21 protein-coding genes and 1 pseudogene are annotated in these 25,160 nt (G+C 72.1%); 12 read left to right on the top strand and 10 right to left on the bottom strand.

Annotated elements, in window-relative coordinates; genetic code table 11:
• Positions 1-43 precede the first annotated feature (43 nt).
• The gene (locus ACFW48_RS12105) at positions 44-1,498 is read left to right on the top strand and encodes a basic amino acid/polyamine antiporter (RefSeq protein ID WP_386313222.1); all 1,455 of its coding nucleotides are present in this window, start codon (positions 44-46) and stop codon (positions 1,496-1,498) included.
• An 85-nt stretch (positions 1,499-1,583) separates the two neighbouring features.
• Positions 1,584-2,822, top strand: a complete 1,239-nt coding sequence (locus ACFW48_RS12100; RefSeq protein ID WP_386313958.1) for an arginine deiminase — start codon at positions 1,584-1,586, stop codon at positions 2,820-2,822.
• Between the two features lie 34 nt (positions 2,823-2,856).
• Here ACFW48_RS12100 and ACFW48_RS12095 read toward each other — a convergent pair whose 3' ends face one another.
• The gene (locus ACFW48_RS12095) at positions 2,857-3,159 is read right to left on the bottom strand and encodes a hypothetical protein (protein ID WP_386313219.1); all 303 of its coding nucleotides are present in this window, start codon (positions 3,157-3,159) and stop codon (positions 2,857-2,859) included.
• Positions 3,160-3,536: 377 nt separating this feature from the next.
• Between ACFW48_RS12095 and ACFW48_RS12090 the strand changes: the two genes are divergently transcribed.
• The gene (locus ACFW48_RS12090) at positions 3,537-3,995 is read left to right on the top strand and encodes a hypothetical protein (protein ID WP_386313218.1); all 459 of its coding nucleotides are present in this window, start codon (positions 3,537-3,539) and stop codon (positions 3,993-3,995) included.
• Positions 3,996-4,007: 12 nt separating this feature from the next.
• On the opposite strand, the gene ACFW48_RS12085 is transcribed toward ACFW48_RS12090, so the two are convergent.
• From ACFW48_RS12085 to ACFW48_RS12075, 3 genes are all read right to left on the bottom strand, one after another.
• Positions 4,008-6,383 carry a glycoside hydrolase family 65 protein gene (locus ACFW48_RS12085; RefSeq protein ID WP_386313216.1) on the bottom strand — a complete coding sequence of 792 codons (2,376 nt, stop codon included), beginning with the start codon at positions 6,381-6,383 and terminating at the stop codon, positions 4,008-4,010.
• Positions 6,380-8,770 (bottom strand): phosphoketolase, encoded by a 2,391-nt coding sequence (locus ACFW48_RS12080; protein WP_386313214.1) that lies wholly within the window; start codon positions 8,768-8,770, stop codon positions 6,380-6,382. The genes ACFW48_RS12085 and ACFW48_RS12080 overlap by 4 nt, the downstream gene beginning before the upstream one ends.
• 870 nt (positions 8,771-9,640) lie before the next feature.
• On the bottom strand, positions 9,641-9,919 hold the full coding sequence (locus ACFW48_RS12075) for a metal-sensitive transcriptional regulator (protein WP_386313211.1): 279 nt from the start codon (positions 9,917-9,919) through the stop codon (positions 9,641-9,643).
• Positions 9,920-10,008: 89 nt separating this feature from the next.
• On the opposite strand from ACFW48_RS12075, the gene ACFW48_RS12070 reads away from it, so the two are divergent.
• The 3 genes from ACFW48_RS12070 to ACFW48_RS12060 all read left to right on the top strand — a co-directional run bounded on the left by ACFW48_RS12070 (position 10,009) and on the right by ACFW48_RS12060 (position 12,976).
• Positions 10,009-10,602, top strand: coding sequence for a rhodanese-like domain-containing protein (locus ACFW48_RS12070; protein WP_386313208.1), 594 nt, complete (start codon positions 10,009-10,011; stop codon positions 10,600-10,602).
• Between the two features lie 28 nt (positions 10,603-10,630).
• Positions 10,631-11,308, top strand: a complete 678-nt coding sequence (locus tag ACFW48_RS12065) for a TetR family transcriptional regulator (RefSeq protein ID WP_386313205.1) — start codon at positions 10,631-10,633, stop codon at positions 11,306-11,308.
• 93 nt (positions 11,309-11,401) lie between these two features.
• Positions 11,402-12,976: an MDR family MFS transporter gene (locus ACFW48_RS12060; protein ID WP_386313955.1), complete on the top strand. Its 1,575-nt coding sequence runs from the start codon at positions 11,402-11,404 to the stop codon at positions 12,974-12,976.
• A 329-nt stretch (positions 12,977-13,305) separates the two neighbouring features.
• On the opposite strand, the gene ACFW48_RS12055 is transcribed toward ACFW48_RS12060, so the two are convergent.
• Together ACFW48_RS12055 and ACFW48_RS12050 are read right to left on the bottom strand one after the other, a co-directional pair.
• Positions 13,306-13,818, bottom strand: a complete 513-nt coding sequence (locus ACFW48_RS12055; protein WP_386313203.1) for a GNAT family N-acetyltransferase — start codon at positions 13,816-13,818, stop codon at positions 13,306-13,308.
• A gap of 203 nt (positions 13,819-14,021) precedes the next feature.
• The gene (locus ACFW48_RS12050; RefSeq protein ID WP_386313200.1) at positions 14,022-14,549 is read right to left on the bottom strand and encodes a copper chaperone PCu(A)C; all 528 of its coding nucleotides are present in this window, start codon (positions 14,547-14,549) and stop codon (positions 14,022-14,024) included.
• 309 nt (positions 14,550-14,858) lie between these two features.
• Between ACFW48_RS12050 and ACFW48_RS12045 the strand changes: the two genes are divergently transcribed.
• Together ACFW48_RS12045 and ACFW48_RS12040 are read left to right on the top strand one after the other, a co-directional pair.
• A complete protein-coding gene (locus tag ACFW48_RS12045; protein ID WP_386313197.1) occupies positions 14,859-15,443 on the top strand; it encodes a sigma-70 family RNA polymerase sigma factor in 585 nt (194 codons plus the stop codon).
• Positions 15,443-16,195 carry an anti-sigma factor domain-containing protein gene (locus ACFW48_RS12040; RefSeq protein WP_386313195.1) on the top strand — a complete coding sequence of 251 codons (753 nt, stop codon included), beginning with the start codon at positions 15,443-15,445 and terminating at the stop codon, positions 16,193-16,195. Before ACFW48_RS12045 ends, ACFW48_RS12040 begins: the two co-directional genes overlap by 1 nt.
• 43 nt (positions 16,196-16,238) lie before the next feature.
• On the opposite strand, the pseudogene ACFW48_RS12035 reads toward ACFW48_RS12040, so the two are convergent.
• Positions 16,239-16,759: pseudogene (locus tag ACFW48_RS12035) on the bottom strand (DUF1365 family protein).
• A 30-nt stretch (positions 16,760-16,789) separates the two neighbouring features.
• On the opposite strand from ACFW48_RS12035, the gene ACFW48_RS12030 reads away from it, so the two are divergent.
• The 3 genes from ACFW48_RS12030 to ACFW48_RS12020 all read left to right on the top strand — a co-directional run bounded on the left by ACFW48_RS12030 (position 16,790) and on the right by ACFW48_RS12020 (position 19,542).
• Positions 16,790-17,065 (top strand): hypothetical protein, encoded by a 276-nt coding sequence (locus tag ACFW48_RS12030; RefSeq protein WP_386313193.1) that lies wholly within the window; start codon positions 16,790-16,792, stop codon positions 17,063-17,065.
• Positions 17,066-17,227: 162 nt separating this feature from the next.
• The gene (locus ACFW48_RS12025) at positions 17,228-17,782 is read left to right on the top strand and encodes a GNAT family N-acetyltransferase (protein WP_386313190.1); all 555 of its coding nucleotides are present in this window, start codon (positions 17,228-17,230) and stop codon (positions 17,780-17,782) included.
• A gap of 164 nt (positions 17,783-17,946) precedes the next feature.
• Positions 17,947-19,542, top strand: coding sequence for a hypothetical protein (locus tag ACFW48_RS12020; RefSeq protein ID WP_386313187.1), 1,596 nt, complete (start codon positions 17,947-17,949; stop codon positions 19,540-19,542).
• A 7-nt stretch (positions 19,543-19,549) separates the two neighbouring features.
• On the opposite strand, the gene ACFW48_RS12015 is transcribed toward ACFW48_RS12020, so the two are convergent.
• The gene (locus tag ACFW48_RS12015) at positions 19,550-20,785 is read right to left on the bottom strand and encodes a phosphatidylserine/phosphatidylglycerophosphate/cardiolipin synthase family protein (protein WP_386313185.1); all 1,236 of its coding nucleotides are present in this window, start codon (positions 20,783-20,785) and stop codon (positions 19,550-19,552) included.
• Positions 20,786-21,017: 232 nt separating this feature from the next.
• Between ACFW48_RS12015 and ACFW48_RS12010 the strand changes: the two genes are divergently transcribed.
• A complete protein-coding gene (locus ACFW48_RS12010) occupies positions 21,018-21,470 on the top strand; it encodes a flavodoxin family protein (RefSeq protein ID WP_386313183.1) in 453 nt (150 codons plus the stop codon).
• A 153-nt stretch (positions 21,471-21,623) separates the two neighbouring features.
• On the opposite strand, the gene ACFW48_RS12005 is transcribed toward ACFW48_RS12010, so the two are convergent.
• Positions 21,624-23,279 carry a hypothetical protein gene (locus ACFW48_RS12005; protein ID WP_386313180.1) on the bottom strand — a complete coding sequence of 552 codons (1,656 nt, stop codon included), beginning with the start codon at positions 23,277-23,279 and terminating at the stop codon, positions 21,624-21,626.
• A complete protein-coding gene (locus ACFW48_RS12000; protein WP_386313178.1) occupies positions 23,276-25,105 on the bottom strand; it encodes a flavin-containing monooxygenase in 1,830 nt (609 codons plus the stop codon). Before ACFW48_RS12000 ends, ACFW48_RS12005 begins: the two co-directional genes overlap by 4 nt.
• Between the last annotated feature and the right edge of the window lie 55 nt (positions 25,106-25,160).

Raw genomic sequence — 25,160 nt, 5'->3', positions numbered from 1 at the left:
GATGCACAGTGGTCGCAATCGCTCGGCGACCCAGAGGGACGGCATGTCACAGGCCGCTGCTTCCGACACCGACGGGGTGTCCCCGCCGGCCGCCAAGCTGCCGCTGTTCACCCTGACGGCCATGGTCGTCGGGTCGATGGTGGGCGCCGGGGTGTTCTCGCTGCCGGGGCGGTTCGCCGAGGAGACCGGCGTCGCGGGGGCGCTGATCGCCTGGGCGATCGCCGGCACGGGCATGCTGATGCTGGCCTTCGTCTTCCAGTCGCTCGCCGTACGCCGACCCGACCTCGACGCCGGTGTGTACGCGTACGCCAAGGCCGGCTTCGGTGAGTACCTGGGCTTCTTCGCCGCCTTCGGCTACTGGGCCAGCACCTGTGTCGGCAACGTGACGTACTGGGTCCTCATCATGTCGACCATCGGCTCGATCTGGCCGGGCCTCGGCGCCGGGGACACCGCCCTCGCGGTCGTCCTGTCCTCGATCGGGCTGTGGGCGTTCTTCTGGATGATCCGGCGCGGTGTGAAGGAAGCCACCGCCATCAACAAGGTCGTCACGGTGGCCAAGCTCGTACCCATCGTGATCTTCGTCATCCTGGCCCTGGTGTACTTCCGGCCGAGTGTGTTCGCCGACAACTTCGGCGGCGCGGACTACGCCGGTTCCCTGTTCTCGCAGGTGCGCGGCACCATGCTGGCCACCGTGTTCGTCTTCCTCGGCGTGGAGGGCGCCAGCGTCTACTCGCGGCACGCCAAGCGCCGGTCGGACGTGGGCAGGGCGACGGTGCTCGGTTTCCTCAGCGTGTTCGCCGTCTTCGCGTCGGTGACCATCGTGTCGTACGGCATCATGCCGATGGCCGAGATCGCCGGCCTGCGCCAGCCGTCCATGGCGGGCGTCCTGGAGGAGGCCGTCGGCACCTGGGGCCGGGTGTTCATCAGCGTCGGCCTGATCGTCTCGGTGCTGGGTGCCTATCTGGCGTGGACGCTGATGGCGGCGGAGGTGCTCTTCGTCGCGGCCAAGGACGACGACATGCCGCGCTTCCTGCGCCGTGCCAACGCCGTCGACGTGCCCGTGCCGGCGCTGCTGATGACCTCCCTGCTCACCCAGGTGGTCCTGATCGCCACCAGTTTCTCGGACGACGCCTTCAACTTCGCGCTCAACCTGACCAGCGCGCTCTCGCTGATCCCGTATCTGCTGGCGGCGGGGTTCGCGGTGCGGATCGGGGCCCGTGCCGACCCGCTCACGGCGGGCGGCCGCACCTCCCGGCGCGAGCTGGTCGTCGGTGTCGTCGCCACGCTGTACACCGCGTTCCTGCTGTACGCGGCCGGCCTGAAGTTCGTGCTGGTCTCCTTCATCCTCTACGCCCCGGCGACCGCCCTGTTCGTGATGGCCCGCCGCGAACAGGGCCGGCGGCTGTTCTCGCCCGGGGAACTCGTCGTGCTGGCCGTCTCCGTGGTCGGCGCGGTGCTCGGCATCGTGGCCCTGGCGGCCGGATGGATCAGCCTGTGAACCGCATCCCCGTCGTCTCCCCCCTTCCCCCGCCTCGTCCCGCATCCTTCAAGGAGGCCGTGTGAACAGCAACGAGAGCGCCGCGATGCCCGCGCTCGGCGTCCACTCCGAGGTCGGCCGGCTGCGCAAGGTCCTGGTGTGCTCCCCCGGCCTGGCGCACCGGCGGCTCACTCCGACCAACTCCGACGACCTGCTCTTCGACGACGTGATGTGGGTGGAGAACGCCCAGCGCGACCATGCCGCGTTCGTCGGCGAGCTGCGCCGGCGCGGGGTGGAGGTGGTGGAGCTGCACGACCTGCTGGCGCAGATCATGGCGATCCCGGAGGCGAAGGCGTGGCTCCTGGACCGGAAGATCACCGCCAACCAGGTCGGCATCGGCCTCATCGACGCGACCCGCGCCTACCTGGAGACCCTGTCGCCCAGGGAACTGGCCGAGTACCTCGTCGGCGGGCTCGCCACCGGCGACCTGCCCGAGGACTTCCGCTCCCCCCACCTCACACTGGCCCGCGAATCCACCGGCGCGCGCGAGTACCTGATGCCGCCCCTGCCCAACACGCTGTACACCCGCGACACGACCTGCTGGCTGTACGGCGGGCTCACCCTCAATCCGCTGTACTGGCCCGCGCGGCACGACGAGACGCTGCTGATGAAGGCGATCTACACCTTCCACCCCGACTTCAGGGGCTCGACGGTGTGGTGGGGCGACCCCGAACTCGACTGGGGCCAGGCCACCTTCGAGGGCGGCGACATCATGCCGGTGGGCAACGGCGTCGTCCTCATGGGCATGAGCGAGCGCACCTCGCGTCAGGCCATCACCCAGGTGGCCGCCGCGCTGTTCCGCAGCGGCGCCGCGCAGCACGTGGTCGTCGCCGGGATGCCGAAGCTGCGGTCCGCCATGCACCTGGACACGGTGTTCACCTTCGCCGACCGGGACGTGGTCACCCTCTACCCCCGGATCATGGACGGGGTGCACACCTTCTCCCTGCGTCCCGGAGACCGGGCACCCGGCTTCGACATCATCGACGAGGGCACCACCCCCTTCGTGGACGTCGTCGCCAAGGCGCTCGGGCTGTCCTCGCTGCGGGTGGTGGAGACGGGCGGCGACGCCTACGCCTCCGAACGCCAGCAGTGGGACAGCGGCAACAACGCCGTCGCCGTGGAACCCGGCGTGGTGTTCACCTATGACCGCAACACCCTCACCAACGCCCTGCTGCGCGAGGCCCGCATCGAGGTCGTCACCATCGTGGGCGCGGAACTGGGCCGGGGCCGCGGCGGGGGGCACTGCATGACGTGCCCGCTGGTACGGGACCCCGTCGACTTCTGACCCGCACCCGGTCCCGCGGGCACCCCACCACGCGTCACCGGCAGAACCCGTACGCCTGCTCCAGCCACCGGTGCAGTGCCGTGTGCACGCTGCCGGGCAGCTCGCTGAGCTGTGCGATGGCGGCACGGTCCCCGGCGGAGGGCGCGATGCCCGCCGCGGTCAGGATCGCGAGCAGGTCCAGGCGGCGCAGGTCGACGGGGTCGATGCGGCTGGGGACGCGTTCGGCCGGGTCGGGCGGCTGGAGCAGGAAGTCGCCCTGGGCGTCGCGGGAGCGCGAGCGCGCCTGGTCGGCGGCAGTCGGGGCAGTCGGGGCAGTCGGGGCAGTCATCGTGTGCATACCGCGGTCCTCCACTTGGTGGGTCGCCGTTCTTGACGGCAAGAGACACCGGGGCGGCGACGGTGGTTGCGGACCGGCCCGAGGACCACACGGTGGATGCAATCGGCGCCTTATCGCACCGAGCGCCCGGCACGGGCGCCAGCCGGTAGGCGTCCCCGCGCCCATGTACCGCGTTCTGTTCCGCCCAGGACGGCTCGACGACGCCTACGCGCGCCATCTGGTGACCGGGCCGCTCGACGCACCGGAGCAGCGCCCGGGACGGGGAGCCGTGGCGGGCGCTGCTCCGTACGAGTGGTGCGTCACCCGACACGGCCGTACGGTCGGTACGGGGAGACGGAGAGCGGAGCCAAGCGACCCCGAGACGGCCGGGAGCAGACATGGGCAGGAACCCGATGAGGGCAGCGGTCACGCTCTGTGCCGCCGCCGCGCTCGCAGTACCCCTGGGCACGGCCTCCGCCGCACCGCCGGCGGAACGGGCGACATCGACACAGCAGACGCGGGACCCCGTGCTGGTCGACTGCTCCTGGCAGCCGGAGGTACGGCCCGAGGCGTTCCTGCTCGCCTGCGGTGACGGCAACAGCCGCCTGGTGTCGCTGCACTGGTTCCGGTGGGACGCGAACGCCGCGGTGGGCCGGGGCACCAACGCCATCAACGACTGCGACCCCTACTGCGCCGCGGGCACGTTCCACTCGTATCCCGTGACCGTCCGGCTCGACCAGCCGCGGGCCTGGGAGAAGGACCCGGGCGAGCGGCACTACACGCGGATGACGCTGACCTACACCGACGGCAGGCCGGACGGAGCCCCCCGCGTCGTGACCTACTCCCTGTGGGCCTGACGGTCCGGGCGGTCAGTCCGGGAGCGCGAGCCGGCAGGTGTCCCCCGGCTGGAGGCGCACCGCGCGGTCCGGCAGCCGGACGTCGAACGGCAGGCTGCCGGACTCCGGCACGGCGATCTCGAGGCTGCTGTGCTCCAGCCGGAGCCGTACGCCCCAGTGGCCCAGGTAGCGGATGGAGAACCCGTACGACGACAGCTCCGGCAGCGGCACCGGGTCCAGCCACAGGGCGCCCGCGCGGGTCTCCAGTCCGGTCAGGCCGCGCTGGACGAGGTCCAGGGTGCCCGCCATGGCGCCGAGGTGGATGCCCTCGCCGGTGGTGCCGCCCTGGAGGTCGGCGACGTCGCCCTTGAGTGCCTCCTGGCAGAACGTCCAGGCCTCGGCGCGGCGGGCCCGGGCCAGGATCCAGCCGTGGACGAGCCCGCTGAGGGTGGAGCCGTGGCTGGTGCGGGCCAGGTAGTAGTCGACGGTGCGCTGCCATGTCTCGTCGTCCAGGCGGTATCCCAACCGCTCGAAGAGCGAGCGGAGTTCGGCCGGGGAGAAGAGGTAGCCCAGCATCAGTACGTCGGCCTGCTTGGACGCCTGGTAGTTGTTGACGCTGTCGTCCTCGGCCTCCAGGACGCGGTCGAGGCGCCGGATGTCGCCGTGCCGCTCGCGCAGGCCCTCCCAGTCGAGTTCGGCCAGGTCGCCGTACCCGTCGAACTGACTGACGACGCCCTCGTGGAAGGGGACGTGGAGGGTGCGGGAGACGTCCTCCCACTGTTCGAGTTCGCCGTCGTCCAGGGCGGTGCGCTCGACGAGTTCGCGGCGGCGGGGCTCGGGCAGGTCCGCCAGGACCTCCAGGGTGCGGGTCAGGACCCAGGCGGCGGTGACGTTGGTGTACGCGTTGTCGTCGAGGCCCGGTTGCACGGCGCCGGGGTAGGCCTCGTGGTACTCGTCGGGGCCGACGACGCCCCTGATGCGGTGCCTCCCCAGGTGCTCGTCCCAGGTGGCGGAGTCCGCCCAGAAGCGCGCGATCTGCAGCAGCATCTCGGCGCCCTTGGTGTGCAGGAACTCCTCGTCGCCGCTCGCCTCGCAGTACTGCCACACGTTGTACGCGATCGCCGACCCCACATGGTGCTGGAGGTGCGAGTGGTCCGGCAGCCAGCGGCCCGAGTGCGGGTTGAGGTGGAGCTGCTGGGTCTCCTCGCGTCCGTCGCTGCCGCTCTGCCACGGGTACAGCGCGCCGCGCCTGCCGATCGCGCGGGCCGCGGCGCGGGCCCGTTCCAGGCGGCGGTGCCGGTAGTGGAGCAGGGCCCGGGACACCTCGGGGAAGTGCAGGTTGAGGTAGGGCAGGACGAACAGCTCGTCCCAGAAGACGTGTCCCCGGTACGCCTCGCCGTGCAGTCCGCGGGCCGGCACGCCCACGTCGAGGTCGGCGGTGTGCGGGGAGAGGGTCTGCAGCACGTGGAAGAGGTGCAGGCGCAGGATGCTGCCCGCCTCGCCGGGTACGTCGAGTTCCGCGCGGCGCCACAGCTGGCCCCAGGCCGTCCGGTGCGACACCAGCAGTTCGTCGAAGCCGGGGGCGGCGGCCACCCGGTCGACGGCGGCCTGCAGCGGGTCGCTGATCGCCGGGTCGCGCGAGGTGTGCAGGGCCACGATCTTGTCGACGGTGACGGTGCGGCCCGGCTTCGCACGCAGGGTCGTGCGCTGGGTGACCCGCAGGTGTTCCCGTGCCGGTGTGACCGGCGCGTCGGCCGTCGTGCGGGCCGCCAGGCCGACCCGGATGTCCGAGGTGCGGGTGCGGCAGCGCAGCCACACCGTGCCGTCGTCGGCGCTGCCGGTGTGCACGTGGGTCAGGTGGCGGCCCTCCAGGTCCCGGTAGCGCGGCACCCCGCCGTTGGTGACACCGCCGTCGAGGGCCGCCTCAACGTCGAGGTCCGCCGTGCCCGCGTCGATCGTGAACTGAGTGCGCATCGCGGCCAGGTGGGGATCGGCCATGTGCACCAGGCGGAGCTGGCGCACGGACAGCACGCGTCCCCCGCCGAGCCCGAAGTGGGTGCGGCGCTCCAGTACGCCGGAGTCCAGGTGCACGGTCTGGCGGTGGTCGAGGACCTCGGCGGTGTCCGGCGTGAGCCAGTCCCCTCCGGCGACCCGGAAGCGCAGCGGCAGCCAGTTCGGGAGGTTGACCACGTCCTCGTTCTCTACGTCGCGTCCGGCGACGGTGGAGGTGAGCCGGTTGTAGCAGCCGGCCGCGTAGGTGCCCGGGTAGTGCACGTCGTCCGCGACGCACTCGGGCAGCGCGCCCCGGGTGGCGAAGTAGCCGTTGCCGAGCGTGCACAGCGACTCGCGCAGCCGCTCCTGAGCGGGGTCGTAGTGGTCGTAGTCCCAGGTCGTGGGCGTCACCGTCACTGCGAGCCCTCCCAGGACCAGTCGGCGACCTCGGGCAGGTCCACTCCGTGTTCGCGGATCCAGTCGTGGTGGCGCAGCCTGGTGTCCTCCATCCGCTGCCGTACGGCCGCCGCGCGCACGGCGAGACCGGGTACGCGGTCGATGACGTCCATGACGAGGCGGTAGCGGTCCATGTCGTTGCCGACGACCATGTCGAAGGGTGTGGTCGTGGTCCCGATCTCCTTGTAGCCGCGCACGTGCAGATGCGCGTGGCCGGTGCGCCGGTAGGCGAGGCGGTGGATCAGCCAGGGGTATCCGTGGTAGGCGAAGATGACCGGCTTGTCGGCGGTGAACAGGCCGTCGTACTCGAAGTCGCTCATGCCGTGCGGGTGTTCCTCGCTGGGCAGCAGCCGGGCGATGTCGACGACGTTGACCACCCGTACGGCGAGTTCCGGCAGGTGGCGGCGGAGGAGCTGGGCGGCGGCCAGTACCTCCTGGGTCGGGACGTCGCCCGCGCAGGCGAGCACCACGTCGGGATCGCGGCTGCCGTCCTCGGTGCCGGCCCAGTCCCAGATCCCGGCGCCGCGCGCGCAGTGCGTCCTCGCCTGTTCCATGGACAGCCAGTCGAAGCAGGGCTGCTTGCCGGCGACGATCACGTTGACGTAGTCGCGGCTGCGCAGGGCGTGGTCGGCGACGGAGAGCAGGGTGTTGGCGTCCGGCGGCAGGTAGACCCGTACGGCCTCGGGGCTCTTGTTGAGAATGTGGTCGACGAAGCCGGGGTCCTGGTGGGAGAAGCCGTTGTGGTCCTGGCGCCACACATGGGAGGTGAGCAGGTAGTTGAGGGAGGCGATGGGGGCGCGCCAGGGCAGGCGGCGGGTCACGCGCAGCCATTTGACGTGCTGGTTGACCATCGAGTCGACGATGTGGACGAAGGCCTCGTAGCAGGAGAAGAGGCCGTGCCGGCCGGTGAGGAGGTAGCCCTCCAGCCAGCCCTGGCAGGTGTGTTCGGAGAGGATCTCCATCACGCGGCCGTGCCGGTCGAGGTTCTGGTCGACGGGCAGCGTGCGTTCCTGCCATGCCTTGCCGCTGGCGGCGTAGACGGCCTGGAGGCGGTTGGAGGCGGTCTCGTCGGGGCCGACGAGACGGAAGTCGCGCCGGTCGGCGGTGGCGGCCATGACGTCCGCCAGCAGATCGCCCAGGACCTGGGTGGGTTCGTGCATGCTCGCGCCGGGTTTATCGACGGGGACGGCGTACTTCTCCAGTGGCGGCAGGGGCAGCTCGCGCAGCAGGAGTCCGCCGTTGGCGAAGGGGGTGGCGCCCAGTCGGCGTGCCCCCTCCGGGACGGCGGCGAGGACCGCGGGCCGCGGTGCCCCGGCCTCGTCGAACAGTTCCTCGGGCCGGTAGGAGCGCAGCCACTGCTCCAGCTGCGCGAGGTGCTCCGGATTGGTCCGTACGGCGGACAGGGGCACCTGGTGGGCGCGCCAGGTGTTCTCCACGGGCAGGCCGTCGACCTCGGCCGGGCCGGTCCAGCCCTTGGGGGTGCGCAGCACGATCACCGGCCAGCGGGGACGGTCGCCCGCGCCCCCCTCACGGGCGGCGCGCTGGACGGCGGCGACGCGGTCGAGGGCGGTGTCCATGGCGTGGGCCATCGTGCGGTGGACGGCGGCCGGTTCGTCGCCGGTGACGTGGATCGGGTCGTGGCCGTAGCCGCGCAGGAGTTCGTCGAGTTCGGCCTCGGGGAGGCGGGCGAGCACCGTCGGGTTGGCGATCTTGTAGCCGTTGAGGTGCAGGATCGGCAGGACGGCGCCGTCGTTCACGGGGTCGAGGAACTTGTTGGAGTGCCAGGACGTCGCCAGCGGGCCGGTCTCCGCCTCGCCGTCGCCGATCACGCAGGCGACCACCAGGCCGGGGTGGTCGAAGGCGGCGCCGTAGGCGTGCGAGAGCGAGTAGCCCAGCTCGCCGCCCTCGTGGATGGAGCCCGGCGTCTCGGGCGCGACATGGCTCGGCACGCCGCCCGGGAACGAGAACTGCTTGAACAGCCGGCCCATTCCGCTCGCGTCCCGGGTGATGTCCGGGTAGGTCTCGGTGTACGAGCCCTCCAGCCACGAGTTGGCCAGGACGGCGGGCCCGCCGTGACCGGGGCCCCAGACGCACAGGGCGTCGAGGTCCCGGGCCTTGATCACCCGGTTGAGATGGGTGTGGATCAGGTTGAGACCGGGTGAGGTGCCCCAGTGGCCGAGCAGCCGGGGCTTGACGTGCTCGGGGCGCAGTGGCTCGGTCAGCAGGGGATTGGCCATCAGATAGATCTGGCCGACGGAGAGGTAGTTCGCGGCGCGCCAGTGGGCGTCCAGACCGGCGAGCTCCTCGTCCGTGAGCCCGGAGGGCGCCTGCTGCGTGTCGGCGGACATCGGTGGTCCTTTCCGTGTCGGGGCAGCGGTCGGGCCGGGTGGGCACGAGTGCCCCGTGCACATCCCAACCCCGCGCAGGCCTGTCGGGTACCCGACAGGGCCGTTCGGGTCACGTCGGTTCCCGAACGGGGGCCGCCGACCGTCAGGCGTCGGCCGCGTACCCGGGCCGCCCGGAAGAGCGGGTCGGCCACCGTGGTGCGGGCGGGCCCGGCCACCGAGCGCGGGCCCGGTCCGGCGTCCCCGCGCGGCTCGGCACGGACGGCGCCTGTGGACCGCCGAGGTGCCCCGGCGTCGATGGCGGCCGCACTGACAGGGGGCCGGGCCCCGTACCGGGAGGGCGGTGCGTGACACGAGCAGCACGGCCGTCACCGGCGCCGACTCCGGTGCCGACCGTGCTGACGCACCGTTTACCCCAACTTCTCTGCTGCACGCAGGAGTTGCTCGTGTCCCGTGACCGGAGCACGGGACGGCGGCGCGCCAGGGCTGCCCGGGGGCGGGCCGCGACACCGTGTGCCTGCGGCCGCACCGGGGTCCCGGCGCGGAGGTCCCGGTCGACGGTGGGCTCACCGCGCACGGGGGCGTCGAGTCCGTCGCCGACGCGACGCGCTGCGCGACGGATGACTCTGCGGCGGCTCTCCCGCGGGCCCGCACCCTCGCCCCTATACCCCCCGGGGTATCTCAGTCACGGTGGGGACGACAGAGATACCCCGGGGGTAATGCCGGAAGGAGAGTGCGCCGTGTTCTTTGTCGACGTCCTGGAGACCGAGGGACTGGGCAACCGCGGCCACGCTGCGGCGCGTCTTCGGCGCCGTGCTGCTCGCCGTCACCCTGGCGATGGGCGCCACGGCGGTGCTGTGAGCGAACGGCGGGTCAGGCCCGGGAGAGGAAGAGCTTCTCCAGCCGGGCCCGCATCTGCGCCGAATCCCGCACCTCGGGGTCGTCGCTGGTCATGCACTGCTGCAGACCCGTGGCGATGATCGAGAAACCGGCCCGGTCCAGAGCCCGGGAGACGGCGGCGAGCTGGGTGACCACGTCTTCGCAGTCGCGCCCTTCCTCGATCATCCGGATGACTCCCGCGAGCTGCCCCTGGGCGCGCCGCAGCCGGTTGAGCGCCGACTTCAGTTCGTCGGCCGACATGTCGAGTTCCACGCCCGCTCCTCCACGAAGTTCACCTTGCCCGCATACCCCCGCGGGTATCCTACCGCGCACAAGGGCAGCAACGAGAAAGGTCCCCCTCCGTGATCACCCCCACCGCACCGGCCACCACCCTGAGCACCGACCAGACCGTGGACCGCCTCGGCGAGTTCACCGTCGTCGACGTCCGCTCCCCCGGCGAGTACGCCGGCGGTCACCTCCCCGGCGCGCACAACGTTCCGCTGGAGCGGCTCGACGAGGCCGCGGGCGCCCTGACGGCGGCCGCGGCACGCGGGCCGCTGCTGCTCGTGTGCGCCTCCGGGGCGCGGTCCGCCAAGGGCTGCGCGCGGCTGGCGGCGCGCGGCGTCGAGGCGGCCACCCTTCAGGGCGGCACCGGCGCGTGGGCGGCGGCCGGCCACCCGGTCGAGCGTCCGGCCGGGGCCCGCACGCCGTGGCCCATGGACCGGCAGGTGCGCCTCGCCGCCGGGTCGCTCGTCGCCGCCGGCTTCCTGGCGGGCCGCGTCTGGCGTCCCGGGCACTGGCTGTCCGGCGCGATCGGCGCGGGCCTGGTCTTCTCGGGCGTGACCAACACCTGCGGCATGGCCGCCGTGCTGGCCAGGCTCCCGCGCAACCGGCCCGCGAAGGGCGCCGTCCCGTTCGAGGAGACGCTGGCGCTGCTGGAGGGCCGAGGCGCCTAATTTTGCACGACATGCATCTTTGCATACCATGCAATTTATGTCGGAGAAGAGTGCCGCGGGAGGCGGTCTGCGGGAGCGGAAGAAGCGGGCCACGCGTGCCGCCCTCACCGAGGCCGCGGTACGCCTCGCCGCCGAACACGGAGCGGAGAAGGTCACCGTCGAGGCGATCAGCGCCGCGGCCGGTGTGTCGGTGCGAACCTTCTTCAACTACTTCGACACCCGCGACGACGCCTTCGTCGTCATCGACGTCGACGCGGGTGTACGCCTGCGGCACGCCGTACTCGACGCACCGGCCGGTCTCTCCCCGCTGGAAGCCCTGCGCGAAGCCTTGGCGGCCGAGCTCGCCGAGGCGGAGCAGCACCACGAGCTGTGGCGGCTGCACGCCGAGGTGCTGCATGCCTCACCGCACCTCCTGGCACGCGGCGTCGGGGCGCACATGGCGGCCGAGGCGGACCTGGCCGAAGCCATCGCCGAACGCCTCCACGGCGCCGGGGGCGGCGATCGGCCCGGTTCCGGGCTCGGGGGCGGCGGGGAACGGCGCACGGCGCCGGGCCTCTACCCGCGGCTGCTGGCCTCGGTGGCGAACGCCGCGGTGCGGACCAGCATGGACCACTGGTCCGCCCATCAGGAGGACGCGGCCTTCCTCGACGTGTTCCACGAGGTGTTCGCCCTCCTCGCCGCCGGTCTCCCGGCACCTCCCGCGTAGCCTCCGCGCCGGGCTCGCGCGACCCATCAGACCACCACCGAAAGAGATGCTGTGACCGCATCCCAGGCGCCCGCCGACGCGCCTCCCACCGCCATGACCCAACGGCAGATACTCCAGGCCATGTCCGGCCTGATGGCCGGCATGTTCGTCGCCATCCTGGCCGGCACCGTCGTCTCCAACGCGCTGCCCACGATCATCGCCGATCTGGGGGCCAGCCAGTCCTCCTACACCTGGGTCGTCACCGCCGAACTGCTGGCGATGACCGCGACGGTGCCCCTGTGGGGCAAGCTGTCCGACCTCTTCAACAAGAAGCTCCTGCTGCAGCTCTCGCTGGCCATGTTCGTGGTCGGTTCGCTGCTGGCCGGCTTCTCCCACGGTGTCGGGCTGCTGATCTTCAGCCGGGTCGTGCAGGGCATCGGCGCGGGTGGTCTGACCGCCCTCGCACAGGTCGTGATGGCCTCCGTCATCCCGCCCCGCCAACTGGGCAAGTACGCCGGCATCTTCGGTGCCGTCTTCGCCGTGGGCACCGTGGCCGGTCCGCTGATCGGCGGCGTCCTGGTGGACACCTCGTGGCTGGGCTGGCGCTGGTGCTTCTTCATCGGCGTGCCGTTCGCGCTGCTCGCCATCGCGCTGCTGCAGCGCACGCTGCGGCTGCCCACCGTGTCGCGCAAGGTGCGCATCGACTGGCTCGGCGCCTTCCTGATCGTCGCCGGTGTCTGCGCGCTGCTCATCTGGGTGACGCTGGCCGGCAACGAGTTCGACTGGGCGTCCTGGCAGACCGGTGCGCTCGCCGGCGGTGGCGTGCTGCTGCTGGTCGCCGCGGTCTTCGTCGAAGGCCGTACCCCCGAGCCGGTCATCCCGCTCGACATCTTCCGCAACCGCACGGTCACGCTGACCACCGTCGCCAGCCTCCTGGTCGGTGTCGCCATGTTCGGCGGGACCGTCTTCCTCTCGCAGTACTTCCAGGTCTCCCTGGGCAAGTCGCCGACCGTCGCGGGTCTGATGAGCCTGCCCATGATCCTCGGCCTGCTGGTGTCGTCCACCGTCGCCGGGCAGGTGATCAGCCGGACCGGCAAGTGGAAGCGGTACCTGGTGGCGGGCGCGGCCCTCATGGCCGTCGGCCTCGCGCTGCTCGCCACGATCGACGCGAAGACGCACTTCGGGCTGCTCAGCCTCTACATGGCGATCCTCGGAGTCGGCGTCGGCATGCTGATGCAGAATCTGGTGCTGGCCGCGCAGAACGACGTGCCCGCCGCCGACCTGGGCGCCGCGACCTCCGTGCTGTCCTTCTTCCGCAGCATGGGCGGCACCATCGGCGTCAGCGTCCTCGGCGCGATCCTCGCCAACCGGGTCGCCAGTGAGATGACCAAGGGGCTCAGCGACGCGGGCATCACCGTGCCCGGCGGTGAGGGCACGGGCGAGGGCAGCGTCCCGGACATGTCCACGCTGCCCGCCCCGATGCGGTCCATCGTCGAGCACGCCTACGGTGTCGCCACGGCCGACCTGTTCCTCGTCGCCACGCCGTTCGCGCTGCTGGCGCTGGTCGCCGTCGTGTTCCTGAAGGAGAAGCCGTTGAAGACCACCAGCGGCATGGAGCGCCTCGCCGAGGAGTCCGGCGAAGCCGCCGCCGTTCCGGCCGGCAAGGGCCCGGCGGCGCCGGTCGGCTGACCGCCGGCAGGCAGTACCCGCGCGCACCGACGGGGCCGCCCACCGCGATCGGTGGGCGGCCCCGTCGGAGTGTGCGGCCCGTCTCAGCCGCGGGCCACCGCGATCAACCGGCCCAGGCGCTCCCCCGCCTCTAGATCATGTAGGGGACGCTGCCGTCCGTGCCGAAGGACGGCGAGGCCGCGCGGCCGTTCTCCGGTGCGGCACTGCGGGTGTCGAGCACGCCACCGGCGCCGAGTCCCGGGCCGAGTTCGACGGGCGGCGGGAGGAAGCCCCGCCGCCCGTCCGGCGTGGTGGGCCCTGCTGCCGTACGGCGTGGGGGCCCGCTGCCGTCAGATGCCGAACGGTGCCGCGTAGCGGACCGTGCCGGCGGGCAGCGGGTGGGCGGCGTCCAGGGTGAGGGCCATGAGCGCCTCGTCCGGGACGTCGATGGTCAGGCCGATGCCGTGGGCGGAGGCCCGGCCGAAGCCGAACCGCGGGTAGTACTCCGGGTGCCCGAGGACGACGACATGGTGCTCGCCCAGACGCTCGGCCGCGGCGAGCGCCGCCCGGACGGCCGCCGCGCCGGCGCCGCCGTTCTGCCGATCGGGCCGGACGGCGACGGGTGCCAGGCAGAGCGCCGGGCTGTCCCCGATGTGGCAGCGGGTCAGCAGGGCGTGGCCCACGGGGCGGTCGTCGTCGTCCACCGCGACGATGGACAGGCCGTCGATCCAGGCCCCGGGGTCGGCGCGCAGGGCGTCGACGAGGGCGGCCTCCTCCGGCGTGGGAAAGGCGGTGCGGACGATGTCACGGATGACGGGGACGTCGGCGCCGGTCTCGGCGCGCGTGTTCCAGGTGTGGGTCATGACGGTGTGAGGATCCGTTTCCGGGGTTGCGTTCGACTGGGTCAGGCCATGGCCCGGGACGCGAGGGAGACCCGGGCACCGCGAAGCGCGGCTTCGAGCACGGTCATCGACCTCACCTCCCTTTCGTCCTGGTCTTCTCGGTCCTGATCGAACGCGAACGGCATCAGCCTACTCCGTACCAGACCCTGGGGGCACGGGCGGGCTCACTCGCTGGGGGAAGGGCTGGAGTCGTAGACGGGGACCTGCGATTGGATGTTGAAGGTGACGGAGCCCGCCCTCTCGAAGTTCAGGGTGATCTTCATGAAGTCACCGCCGCGGACGACCTCGCGTACGTCGCGCAGGAGCAGGTGGTCGTTGGTCGGCTCCAGTTGCCGCAACTTGTTCGGCGGCAGTTCCACCCCGTCCGGCAGGGTCTTGCCGTCCGCGTCCACGATGCTCACCGACTCGGCGTTGGGGCTGCTCGCGCCCACCAGCCGGTCGGCCTTGTCGCCCTCGTTCATGAGCCAGACGTAGGCCGGCACGTCGGCACCGGGCTGCCACGGGTTTCCCTTGGGCTCCGCCACGTGGGCGTAGCGGATCAGGACGGGGCCGACGCTCGCGTTCTGGCCGGGCGCGTGCCAGTCCTGCGGTTCGAAACTGTCGTCCCCACCGCAGCCGCTCACCGCCAGAGCCGTCGCGGCCAGCACGGCAGCGGCGGCGGAACGGGCGGTTCTCCCACGGGTGAGCACCATGGCGCCTCCAGTACAGCGGTCCGGTATCCGCATCCGGGTTGCCCCGGGGCCGGACCGCAAACAACTGGTAATACGGCAGGTCAGGCAACAGTCGGCGGGGAGCACCGGCCGTCGGGGCCGGGAACGGACGGCCGGTGCGACGGCCCGCATGGGAGGGTGGGGAGCCGACGCGTCGTAAGGGACACCGTGCCCGGCCCACGGGCGAGGACACCGGCGCCTCCGGGCGGCATCCCGACCAATCCGCGGGCCACGCGGCCTCGGATTACGTGGGGACATCCCCGCCCGTCGCGTTCTTTTGGAGAAACCGTCGTGAAGGAAGCCGTGCACATCGGCAGAAATCCATCGGCCCAGCCAGATCTGCAAAAGCTCATCCATGAGGTGGCCCTGGGCGATCAGGACTCCTTCGCCGCGGTCTACGACGCCGTGGCGGGGCCCGTTCTCGGGGTCGCCCGGGCGGTGCTGCGGGACCAGGCGCAGTCGGAGGAGGTCGCACAGGAGGTGCTGGTGGAGGTGTGGCGCACGGCGCCCCGCTACCGGCCCGAGCGCGGCACGGTGGTCAACTGGATCCTGACCCTGGCCCACCGGCGGGCCGTGGACCGGGTGCGTTCGGTGGAGGCGGCGGCGGCCCGCGACCACAAGGCCGCACTGCTCGACCGTACGCCCGAGTACGACGAAGTGACCGAACAGGTGGAGACACGGCTGGAACGGGAGCAGGTGCGGCGCTGTCTGCGCACCCTGACCGAGATCCAGCGCCAGTCCGTCACCCTGGCCTACTACCGCGGCCTGACCTACCGGCAGGTCGCCGAGGCGCTCGCGCTGCCGCTCGGCACCGTCAAGACGCGACTGCGCGACGGTCTCATCCGGCTCCGTGACTGCCTGGGGGTGAGCGCGTGATGCGCGCCGAGGACCTGCACAGCCTGACGGGCGCCTATGCCCTGCACGCGTTGCCCGACGACGAGCGGGCGGCCTTCGAACGCCATCTGACGGGCTGCGGCTCCTGCGAGCAGGAGAGCCTGGAGTTCGCCGCCGCGGCGGCGCGGCTGGGGCTGGCCGCCACGGTCTCGCCCGGTCCCGTGCTCAAGGACCGGGTGCTGCACCGCATCACCACCGTGCGCCAGGTGCCGCCGGGCGGCGGGACCGTGGAGCGGGCGCGTCGCGTCGTGCCCCGGGGGCGTGGCCTGGCCCGGTGGGCGCTGGCGGCGTGTGTGGCCGCGGCGGCCGGGCTCGGCGGCACGGCGGTGTGGCAGTACGAACGGGCGCAGGACGCCGGGAACCGGGCCGCGCGGGCACAGCAGCAGGCCGAGGAACTGGCCGGGGTGCTGGCCGCGCCCGACGCCGCCTCGCGCACCGTGCGCCTGGGCGGCGGGGCGAGCGGGACGCTGGTCGTCTCCGACCGTCAGGACCGCGCCGTGTTCCTGGCCTCGGGCATGGCCGAGCCGCCGGCCGGCAAGGTCTACCAGCTCTGGTTCGACGACCACGGCACGATGCGGTCGGCGGGCCTGATGGACCCCGGTCGCGGCAGCCAGGCGGTGCTGATGGAGGGTGACGTGGACGGCGCGGCGGGCGTCGGCATCACCGTGGAGCCGGCGGGTGGCTCGGAGCAGCCGACCACCACGCCGATGGCGCTGCTGAACATGCCGGCGTGAACCGGGTGGGGGCCCGCGTGGGCCCCCACCCTCCAGAGACCCTCTACGGGTTCCGGCGCGGCGGGCGCGGGAAGAAGCCGCTGGTGCGTGCCGCGTACTCCGCCCAGCCGGGGCGGCCGGCCATGCGATCAGGAAGAGGCCCCACCAGACGAGGAGGTCACCGAAGTAGTTGGGGTGGCGGGCCCAGCTCCACAGGCCGCGGTCCATGATGCGGCCCCGGTTGGCCGGGTCCGCCTTGAACCGGGCCAGCTGGGCGTCCCCGACCGCCTCGAAGCCCAGACCGACGGCCCGTACGGCGGCCCCGGTCCAGGCCGGGGCCGTCATCGGGCCGGGGCCGTACGAGGCCGCCTGGACGGGCAGACCGCGCAGGTAGAGGCGGATGCCGTGCCTGCGGATACCGGCCGACACCGCGAGGGTCGAGAAGGGGTGCCGCAGTGCGAGGCGCAGCAGTGCCCCGGTCGGCTCGCGCCGGACGCCTCGGACTGTCGCGGTGAACGGCCGGGCTCCGGGCCGGTCGAGTCGTACGGTCGGGTCGAGGCAGTCGGCCGGCAGTGGCAGCCGCATGCGGTAGGCGCCGTCGACGGGGAAGTGAGGGTGCACGGCAGCCGTGACCGGATCACCGGTCCCGGGGAATCCGCCGCGTACGTCGCCCGCGCCCGCACCGCCGGTGCCCGGGCCGGCATGCTGATCGTGGAGAACGGCGACCACGCCATGCTCCGCCACCACGACGGCTGGCACCGCCCCGCTGCCTCGGCCGTCGCCCATCTGGTGGCCCCCGAGACGTCCCCCTCCCCGCTCTTCACGCTCGCCACTTCGGCCGTCGAACCTCCGGTCCTGCGCCAGGGCCTCGTGGTCGTCGCTCGCGAGTGACCGCGCCTGTTAAGATCATCAGAGAAGTGACGCCTTCCCGGGCTCGGACACGTATCCGCCGGGGAGGCTTTTTTCATGCCCTGGAGGATTTTCGCCGCCGCCGGCCACCGCTGACGCGGGTACGGCCGCCCGCCGGCCGATCAGTCACCGCGAAGGAGTCCCATGCCAGTCGTTGTACGCCCCGCGACCGCTGCCGACCGTCCCACAGTGGAACGGTTGTGGCTGATGTTCCGCCATGACATGTCGGAGACGGACGGCCTGCTGCCCGACCCGGACGGAACCTTCCGCGCCGATCGGCTCCGGGCGGCCTTCACCGACGCCGACTGGGCGCCGTACCTGTTGACGAGTGGAAACCGCCCCGCCGGTTTCGCGTTCGTGCGCAACCTGACCGGCCGGGTCCGCGTGCTGAACAGCTTCTTCGTCGTCCGCGGGGGGCGCAGGAGAGGGATCGGGCTGCGGGCCGTCCAGGAGATCGTGGCCAGGCACCCGGGGCGGTGGGAAGTCGCCTTCCAGGACGCCAACCCGGCCGCGGCGCGTTTCTGGCGCCACGTCGCCGCCGAGATCGCGGGTGAGGCATGGGCCGAGGAGCGCAGGCCGGTGCCCCACCGCCCGGACCTGCCACCGGATGTCTGGATCTCCTTCAGCACCGGCGCGGACCGGCCCGAGGGCGGGGCCCGGCCGAGTGACGCGTACGGGACGCCCGGCCGGGACGAGTAGGCCGGCATGCCCGCCCGCCAGGGCGGGTGGGACATGCTGGCATCCTCCCCAACGGCGTTGTGGTTCGGGGCGGTTGGCGAAACAAATGGGCTTGCGTCTCGCATAAGCGTTCTGCAAACCTCCGTTCGACTCAGTTGTCGCACGAGTAGCGGAGGGACCCCCACATGCCCGAACGCCGAATACGCCGCGCTCTGTTCACGGCAGCCGCCGCGGCCGCGCTCGCGTTCACCGGCCTTGCGGCGCCGGCCCAGGCGGAGGACCTTCCGCCGGATGTACCGGAGTCCTGGATCCAGGAACCCCGCGCGACGGAGGGCACCCCTTCGCCGTACGGCGCTCGCGCCTGGACCGCTCCCGGTGGCGCGGCCTCACCCGGTGACTTCACGCTGTCGCCCGGCAGGATGAACGCCGAGACCACCACCCGGGTCACCCGCCTGGACTCGGTGCTGCCCAAATCCGGCGTGCAGAACCTGCTGGCCGGGGCGAACCGCACCGTCCAGCCGTGGTGCTCACGCGACTCGTTCGGCACCGCCCCGGACCCCGACATCAAGTACTGCCTGCAGAACGACGACTCCGTCTCCCGGGAGTGGGTCCCGCAGGGCTTCACCGGCGTCTCCGACGCCAAGGACAACGAGTTGTGGGGCGAAGCCGGCGACATCCAGTTGTTCGCCTCCTACGACGGCTGGGACCCGGGCCGGGAGGACGACCCGGACCCGTCGACCGGTGACTGCACCGCGAGCGAGGCGGAGGCCAACGACGCCTGCAATCAGAAGGGCGTCCGCATCACCTTCGTGCAGAGCCGGACCAACCCGGCCACGGGCAGCCCCGAGATCAAGTACCGGCACGTCCTGCTGGGCTGGACCTATGTGAACTCCGCCGACCACGTCTCCTTCGACGGGCTGCACGCCGCCGAGTACCCGATCCAGAAAGGCGTCCACGCCGGCGGGATCGTGTGGTACGGCAACTACCTCTACGTCGCGGACACCCGCAACGGCCTGCGCGTCTTCGACATGCGCTACATCATGGACCTGGATCCGGACAGCAACCCCAGCACACATGACGCGATGGGATCCGACACCGACGGTGTGAAGACCACCGCCAACGTCCAGGACAAGACGAAGGTCGGCCGGCACAACAACGTCTGGTACAGCTTCGGTTACCGCTACGTGATGCCGCAGGTGGCCGCGTGGAAGTTCAAGGCGACGCAGAGCAACCCCAAGGGTTCCTACGCCTGTGTCGCCACCGGCGCCCCGAAGGCCTCCTACATCTCACTGGACCGCAGCACCGTCCCGGACCGCCTGATCATGGGTGAGTACTGCCGTCCGGAGAGCGGCCGTCCCTCCACCGGCCGCATCGCCTCGTACCCGGTCGCGGCCCTGGAGGGGCGCTCCGCGGACGTGACCGCGGAAGGCTGGGCCAACTACCTGCCGATGACCGACGGCGGCGGCCAGGGCGCGGCGGCGTACAACGGCACGCTGTACGTGAACGAGTCCAAGGGCACGGACGAGCCGGGCAACCTGTGGCGCTACCGCTGGAGCGACGGCCGGCTGGTCCAGGACGGCCAGGCCGTCAAGACCGCCCGGGGCGCCGAGGACCTCTACGTCGAGCGCGGCGCGGGACGGCTGTGGTCCGTCTCCGAACACCGCCCGGGGGTGGCGTCCGACTGCACGGCGAACCGGGATTCCGCCGATCCGGCGGGTACGGACTACTGCCAGCGTGTGCTCTACGGGCACAGGATGAGCCGGCTGGACGACCGGTCGTAGCCCGGGCTCACAGGAACCGGCGGGCGGGCCGGACGGCGGCCTCACGCACCCGCTGGACGGCGGAGCGTCTCTTCCACCGGCCCGCCCTGATCAGTGTGCTGGCCGCGATGTCCGCCTCGAAGTGCTCGTCCAGTGTCGCGGTGAACTCCGGGTTCAGCACGGCCAGCATGACCTCCTCGTCGTGGTCGAGAGAGCGGCGGTTGAAGTTGGTCGAGCCGATCAGGGCGGCGACGCGGTCGACGGTGATGACTTTGGCGTGCATCATCGTCGGCTGGTACTGGTAGATCTTCACCCCGCACGCGATGAGGTCCTCGTAGTAGTGCTGCCCGGCCAACTGGCAGACCCGCTTGTCGGTGTGCGGCCCGGGCAGCACGATCTCCACCTCGACCCCACGGCGAGCGGCGGCGCACAGCAGCTCGACGAAGTACGCGTCCGGTGAGAAGTACGCGGTGGCCAGGCGGACGCGCTCCTCGGCCGACTCCAGCATCACGCGGATCAGGGTCTGCATGTCCTGCCAGCCGAAGCTCGCCGAACCGCGCACCACCTGAACGACCGCGTCGCCCGGGCGTGGGTGCGTGACGAACCGGTCCCGGTCGTCGAAGAGTTCGTCGTGGCACTCCGCCCAGTTCTGCGCGAAGGCCGCGGCGACGCCGTCCACCGCGGGCCCCCGGACCTCGACGTGGGTGTCACGCCACTCGTGCGGGTTGCGCGCGTCACCGCACCACTCCTCGGCGATCCCCACCCCGCCGGTGAAGGCGGTCTCCTCGTCGACGACGAGGACCTTGCGATGACATCGGTGGTTCTGCTTGAAGGGCGACAGGTACAGCGGCTTGCGGAACCACGCCACCTGCACCCCGGCCCGCTCCATCGTCCGCAGCTGCTCGGCCTCGATCAGCCTGCTGCCGAACCCGTCCAGCAGCAGCCGAACCCGTACCCCGGCACGGGCCCGCTCCGCGAGGGCCTCGGCGAACCGGCGGGCGATGTCGCCCTTCCAGTACACGAACGTCATCATGTCCACCGTGTGCTCGGCACGGCGGATACCGGCCAGCATCGCGGCGAAGATCTCGTCCCCGTTGCGCAGAGCGGTGAGCGCGTTGCCCTCGGTCGCCGCGATCCCGATCAGCCGTTCCAGACGCCGCCGTATCCGCGTGACGCGGGCGTCGGCCGAGGCGGTGGCGGAGGCCGTCCCCGGCGCCTCCGGGGCCGGCGGGGGCATTTCGGGCGGCTCCTGCGTACTGGTCATGGCATTCCCTGGCCGGATCACGACGAGGAAACGTCGGGCCGCGGCACCCGGTCCGGCACGGGCAGGGCGGCGAGCCGACTGTACCCCCGGCCACCGGGCCTGCGCGGACGCTGCCCACTCGCCCGGGCCGGCGGGGGCTACATGCTGTCCGGCGCCCGTCGGACGCCGCCTGCCACTGCCGGCCCGGTGGTGTTTCTTGCGGCCGGTGGGTGCCGGACGGCAGGCTTCGGGTGTGGCCACTTTGCTGATCGTGCATCACACGCCGTCGCCGAACTGCCAGGCGATGCTGGAAGCCGTCGTGTCCGGGGCGACCGCGCCGGAGATCGAGGGGGTGCGGGTGGTCCGGCGCGCGGCGCTGGCGGCCACCGCCGTCGACGTGCTGGAGGCCGACGGATACCTGCTGGGCACCCCGGCGAACCTCGGCTACATGTCCGGGGCCCTGAAGCACTTCTTCGACCAGGTCTACTACCCCTGCCTGGACCAGACCCGGGGCCGGCCCTTCGGCTACTACGTGCACGGCGGCAGCGACACCACCGGCGCGGTGCGCGCCATCGAGTCGGTCACGACGGGCCTCGCCTGGCAGCGCGCGGCGCCGGCGGTGAGCGTGGCCGGTGGGCCCGGCAAGGACGATCTGGAGGCCTGCTGGGAACTGGGGGCCACGCTCGCCGCCGGGCTGATGGACTGACCGGCCCGGCGCCTGTCCTGCGGTTCGCCCGTCCGTCGCGCACGGCGGCCGGGGGCGGGCGGCCACGGGCGGGCGGCCGGGGCGGGCCTCGGAGCGGGTCGAAGGCCCCGGACGCGGGGAGGCGGGCAGGGACGCTGACGCGCCCCGCCCCCGTCAGTCGTCGGCCGGCGCCCGAGACAGGCGCAGGACCGTCCCCTCCCCGTTGGCCGACAGCAGGAGTGAGCCGTCCGGGGCCGCGGCGAGTCCGGCGAAGCGGGGCGCCAGGCCCGGCATGCCGCCCGCGAACAGCGCGGGCTCGATGCGGGGGGCGACGCCCGGGGGCGGTCCCACGGGCAGGTGCTCCGCCTCGACGCGGGTCTCTTTGGTGGTGAGCGAGATGGCCCGGAGCGTGCGGTGGGCGGTCTCCACCGTGAACAGGTCGTCGCCGAGGGCTGCCAGGCCCTGCGGTGCGCCCAGCCCGTCCGCGAGGGTCGCGAGGGTCACCGTCCGGCCTTCGCCGCCGTCGCCGTCGCCATGGTCGACGCGGAGCACCGATCCGGCCCGTTCGTCGCTCACGTAGCAGCGGCCCGCCTCGTCGAACGCCACGTCGACCGGGTGGTCGAGCCCTTCCGCCACCACGGTGACCGCGTCCCCGGAGTCGATGGCCACGACCCGGCCTGCCCCCGCCTCCGCGACGACGAGGGAGCCGTCCGGCCCGACCGCGATGCCGAGGGGCCGGTCGAGCCCGGTCGCACGTGTCCGGGAACTCCGGCGCGCGGGGTCGTACGTGACGACGGTGCCGTACTGCGAGGTGAGGTGCAGCAGGTCGCCGTCGGCGGTGACGCCGTGGGCGAAGGTGAGCAGGGCGAGGGTCGTCACGTCACCGCCGGTGCCTTCGCCGGACGGCTCCGGGCTCGCCACCCGGTAGTGGTCGGCCGCGTGCACCGTGCCGCCCAGGTCGATCGTGACGCCGTACGGTCCGTCGAGTCCGCGCGGCACGATGTCGCGGGTCCGGCCGTCGGGGTGCAGCTCGGTGACGCCGCCGCTGGCGTAGCTGGAGACGAACATGCGGTTCTCCGCGTCGAACGCGGCGTTGTCCAGACCGGTCAGTCCGCTGGTGACGAGGGTGCGGGAGCCGGTGCCGTGCAGGTCGACACGGGTCACGATGCCCTCCACGCCCCGGGAGAGGACGTGGAGGACGCCGCCCTGGTCGAAGCGGACGGCGACCGGTTCGTGCACGTTCTCGGCGACCACCTCGGGCACGCCGCCGTCGGGCGGGATGCGCCAGACCTGGTTCGTGATCATGTGCGGGTAGTACAGGTGACCGTCCGGGCCGAGCTGCATGGCGTTGCCGAGCGCGAGTCCGCCGGTGAGCACGGCCGGGTCGCCACCGTCGGGGAAGAGTTCCAGGAGGCGGCCGTCGGGTTTCATCTCGTTGACGAAGAGCCGGTCGCCGACGCAGGTGATGCCGTTGGGGTTGGTCACGGCCGCGGAGACGAGGCTGTACTCGCCGGCGGGGTCGCGGCGCCACACCCGGCCGGGCACCAGGTCGGCGACGTACATCGAACCGTCCGCGCCGAAGGCGAGGTCGTCCGGCGACTGGATCGGGCCGTCCATCGGCACGACCACGTCGACGTCGCCGGTCGCGGGGTCGACGGCGCTGATCTGCCCGGCGAGGAACTGGGCGACGTACAGCCGACCGTCGGGGCCGAACGCGACACCGTTGGAACCCCAGAGCCGGTTGGGCCGGTTGAGGCGGCTCACCCGCCGGCGCGGGCTGGTGACGCGGTGGTGGCCGGTCGGGTCGAAGCGGCTGGGCGCGGCCGTCACCGCTGCCCGTCCTCGACGATGACCTCGGCCATGCCGCCGTCCGCGCGCCAGCGGCGGAGGAGTTCGTGGAAGGCGACCGGGCCGTCGCCGTACGCCTGGCTGTGCTCCCGTGGCCTGCCCTCGTTGTTGTAGTAGCCGGGGGTGCACTCGGCCTGGAAGGCGTACAGGTCGGCCGCCTTCTCGCGGATGGTGGCGACCCAGGCGTCCTGGGCCTCGGCGGTCGGTTCGACGTACCGGGCGCGGCGCCCCCGGGCCTGCGCGACGATCTCGGCGACGTGGGTGGCCTGTTCGTCGAGGATGTGGACGTAGTTGACCGCGCTGGCGTTCTGCAGCGGTCCGAGCTGGAACAAGTTGGGGAAGCCGTGGCTGTAGAAGCCGTGGAGCGTCTTCGGGCCGCTCTTCCAGGCCTCCAGCAGCGGCACGCCTCCCCTGCCGTACACCGGGAGCCTGCCGGACAGGACGCCGGAGACCCCGGTCTCGAATCCGGTGGAGAAGATGACGCAGTCGACCTCGTACTCCACTCCCCCGGTCACGACGGCGTGCTCGGTGATCCGCTCCACGCCGTGGCTGTCGGCGGTGTCGACGAGGGTGACGTTAGGGCGGTTGAAGGTCTGGAGGTAGTGGTCGCTGAAGGTGGGCCGCTTGCACATGTAGCGGTACCAGGGCTTGAGCCTCTCGGCCGTCGCCGGGTCCTGGACGACGGCGTCCACACGGTCCCGCAGCTCGTTCATCTTCTGGAAGTCGGCGATCTCGTAGGCGAGTTCGCGTTCCTCGGGCGGGAGGTCCGCGTAGCCGTCGGTCGGGATCAGCTTCTGCTGGAGGCGGGCGGTACTGGTCCAGGCGTCGCCGACCATGTCCTCGTCCGTCCCGACGCCGGTGACGATCTCCAGGAAGTTGTCCCGGCGGCGCCGCTGCCAGCCCGGCTCCAGGGACTTCGCCCACTCCGGGTCGGTGGGGCCGTTGCCCCGGACGTCGACAGAGGAGGGCGTGCGCTGGAACACGTACAGGTGCTGGGCGTCCGCTCCGAGGTGCGGGACCGCCTGGATGGCCGTGGCGCCGGTGCCGACGAGGGCGACACGCTTGTCCGCGAGGCCGTGCAGGCCGCCGCTCGCGTCCCCGCCGGTGTAGTCGTAGTCCCAGCGGCTGGTGTGGAAGACGTGGCCCTTGAACGTCTCGATGCCGGGAATGCCGGGGAGTTTGGCCTGGCTGAGGGTGCCGCTGGCGACCACCACCCAGCGGGCCCTGATCCGGTCGCCGCGGTCGGTGGTGACGGTCCACTCCGCCTCGGTCTCGTCCCAGTGCAGGCCGGTGGCCCGGGTCTGGAAGCAGGCGTCGTCGTAGAGGCCGAAGTGCCGTGCGATCGCCTGCGCGTGCTGCCGGATCTCCTCCCCCGGCGCGTACTTCCACTTCGGGACGTAGCCGATCTCCTCCAGCAGGGGCAGATAGACGTACGACTCGATGTCGCAGTGGATGCCCGGGTAGCGGTTCCAGTACCAGGTACCGCCGAAGTCGCCGCCCTGCTCGATCACCCGGATCGAGCCCACGCCGGCCTGACGCAGCCGCGACCCGGCGAGCAGACCGCCGAATCCGCCGCCGATGACGAGTGCCTCGACGCGGTCGGCCAGGGGCGGCCTGGTGTACTCGGGGTCGGCGTGGGGGTCGGTGTCGAAGGAGTCGAAGGCGCCGGTGGTGCGCCGGTACTGGGAGTTGCCGTCCGGGCGGACCCTGCGGTCGCGCTCCGCGCGGTACTTGGCACGCAGGGCTTCCGGGTCGAAGCCCAGCTCGTGGGGGCCGGGAGTGAGGGGTGAGGCGTGGGGGGCGGACATGCGCGTCCTGGTTCCTCTCTGCGGGCGGTGCCGGTCGCGCACAGTCAAGCGAACC

Origin of the sequence: Streptomyces sp. NPDC058812, assembly GCF_042744565.1 — a bacterium.
Classification (GTDB): domain Bacteria; phylum Actinomycetota; class Actinomycetes; order Streptomycetales; family Streptomycetaceae; genus Streptomyces; species Streptomyces thinghirensis.
The sequence above is the reverse complement of the archived record's forward strand: the minus strand, read 5'-3'. Positions and strand labels throughout refer to the sequence as shown.

Coding starts and splice junctions, on each gene's coding strand:
- ACFW48_RS12105 (WP_386313222.1), top strand. CDS start 44: ATGTCACAGGCCGCTGCTTCCGACACCGACGGGGTGTCCCCGCCGGCC.
- ACFW48_RS12100 (WP_386313958.1), top strand. CDS start 1,584: ATGCCCGCGCTCGGCGTCCACTCCGAGGTCGGCCGGCTGCGCAAGGTC.
- ACFW48_RS12095 (WP_386313219.1), bottom strand. CDS start 3,159: ATGCACACGATGACTGCCCCGACTGCCCCGACTGCCCCGACTGCCGCC.
- ACFW48_RS12090 (WP_386313218.1), top strand. CDS start 3,537: ATGGGCAGGAACCCGATGAGGGCAGCGGTCACGCTCTGTGCCGCCGCC.
- ACFW48_RS12080 (WP_386313214.1), bottom strand. CDS start 8,770: ATGTCCGCCGACACGCAGCAGGCGCCCTCCGGGCTCACGGACGAGGAG.
- ACFW48_RS12065 (WP_386313205.1), top strand. CDS start 10,631: ATGCAATTTATGTCGGAGAAGAGTGCCGCGGGAGGCGGTCTGCGGGAG.
- ACFW48_RS12060 (WP_386313955.1), top strand. CDS start 11,402: ATGACCCAACGGCAGATACTCCAGGCCATGTCCGGCCTGATGGCCGGC.
- ACFW48_RS12055 (WP_386313203.1), bottom strand. CDS start 13,818: ATGACCCACACCTGGAACACGCGCGCCGAGACCGGCGCCGACGTCCCC.
- ACFW48_RS12050 (WP_386313200.1), bottom strand. CDS start 14,549: ATGGTGCTCACCCGTGGGAGAACCGCCCGTTCCGCCGCCGCTGCCGTG.
- ACFW48_RS12040 (WP_386313195.1), top strand. CDS start 15,443: ATGCGCGCCGAGGACCTGCACAGCCTGACGGGCGCCTATGCCCTGCAC.
- ACFW48_RS12025 (WP_386313190.1), top strand. CDS start 17,228: ATGCCAGTCGTTGTACGCCCCGCGACCGCTGCCGACCGTCCCACAGTG.
- ACFW48_RS12020 (WP_386313187.1), top strand. CDS start 17,947: ATGCCCGAACGCCGAATACGCCGCGCTCTGTTCACGGCAGCCGCCGCG.
- ACFW48_RS12015 (WP_386313185.1), bottom strand. CDS start 20,785: ATGACCAGTACGCAGGAGCCGCCCGAAATGCCCCCGCCGGCCCCGGAG.
- ACFW48_RS12000 (WP_386313178.1), bottom strand. CDS start 25,105: ATGTCCGCCCCCCACGCCTCACCCCTCACTCCCGGCCCCCACGAGCTG.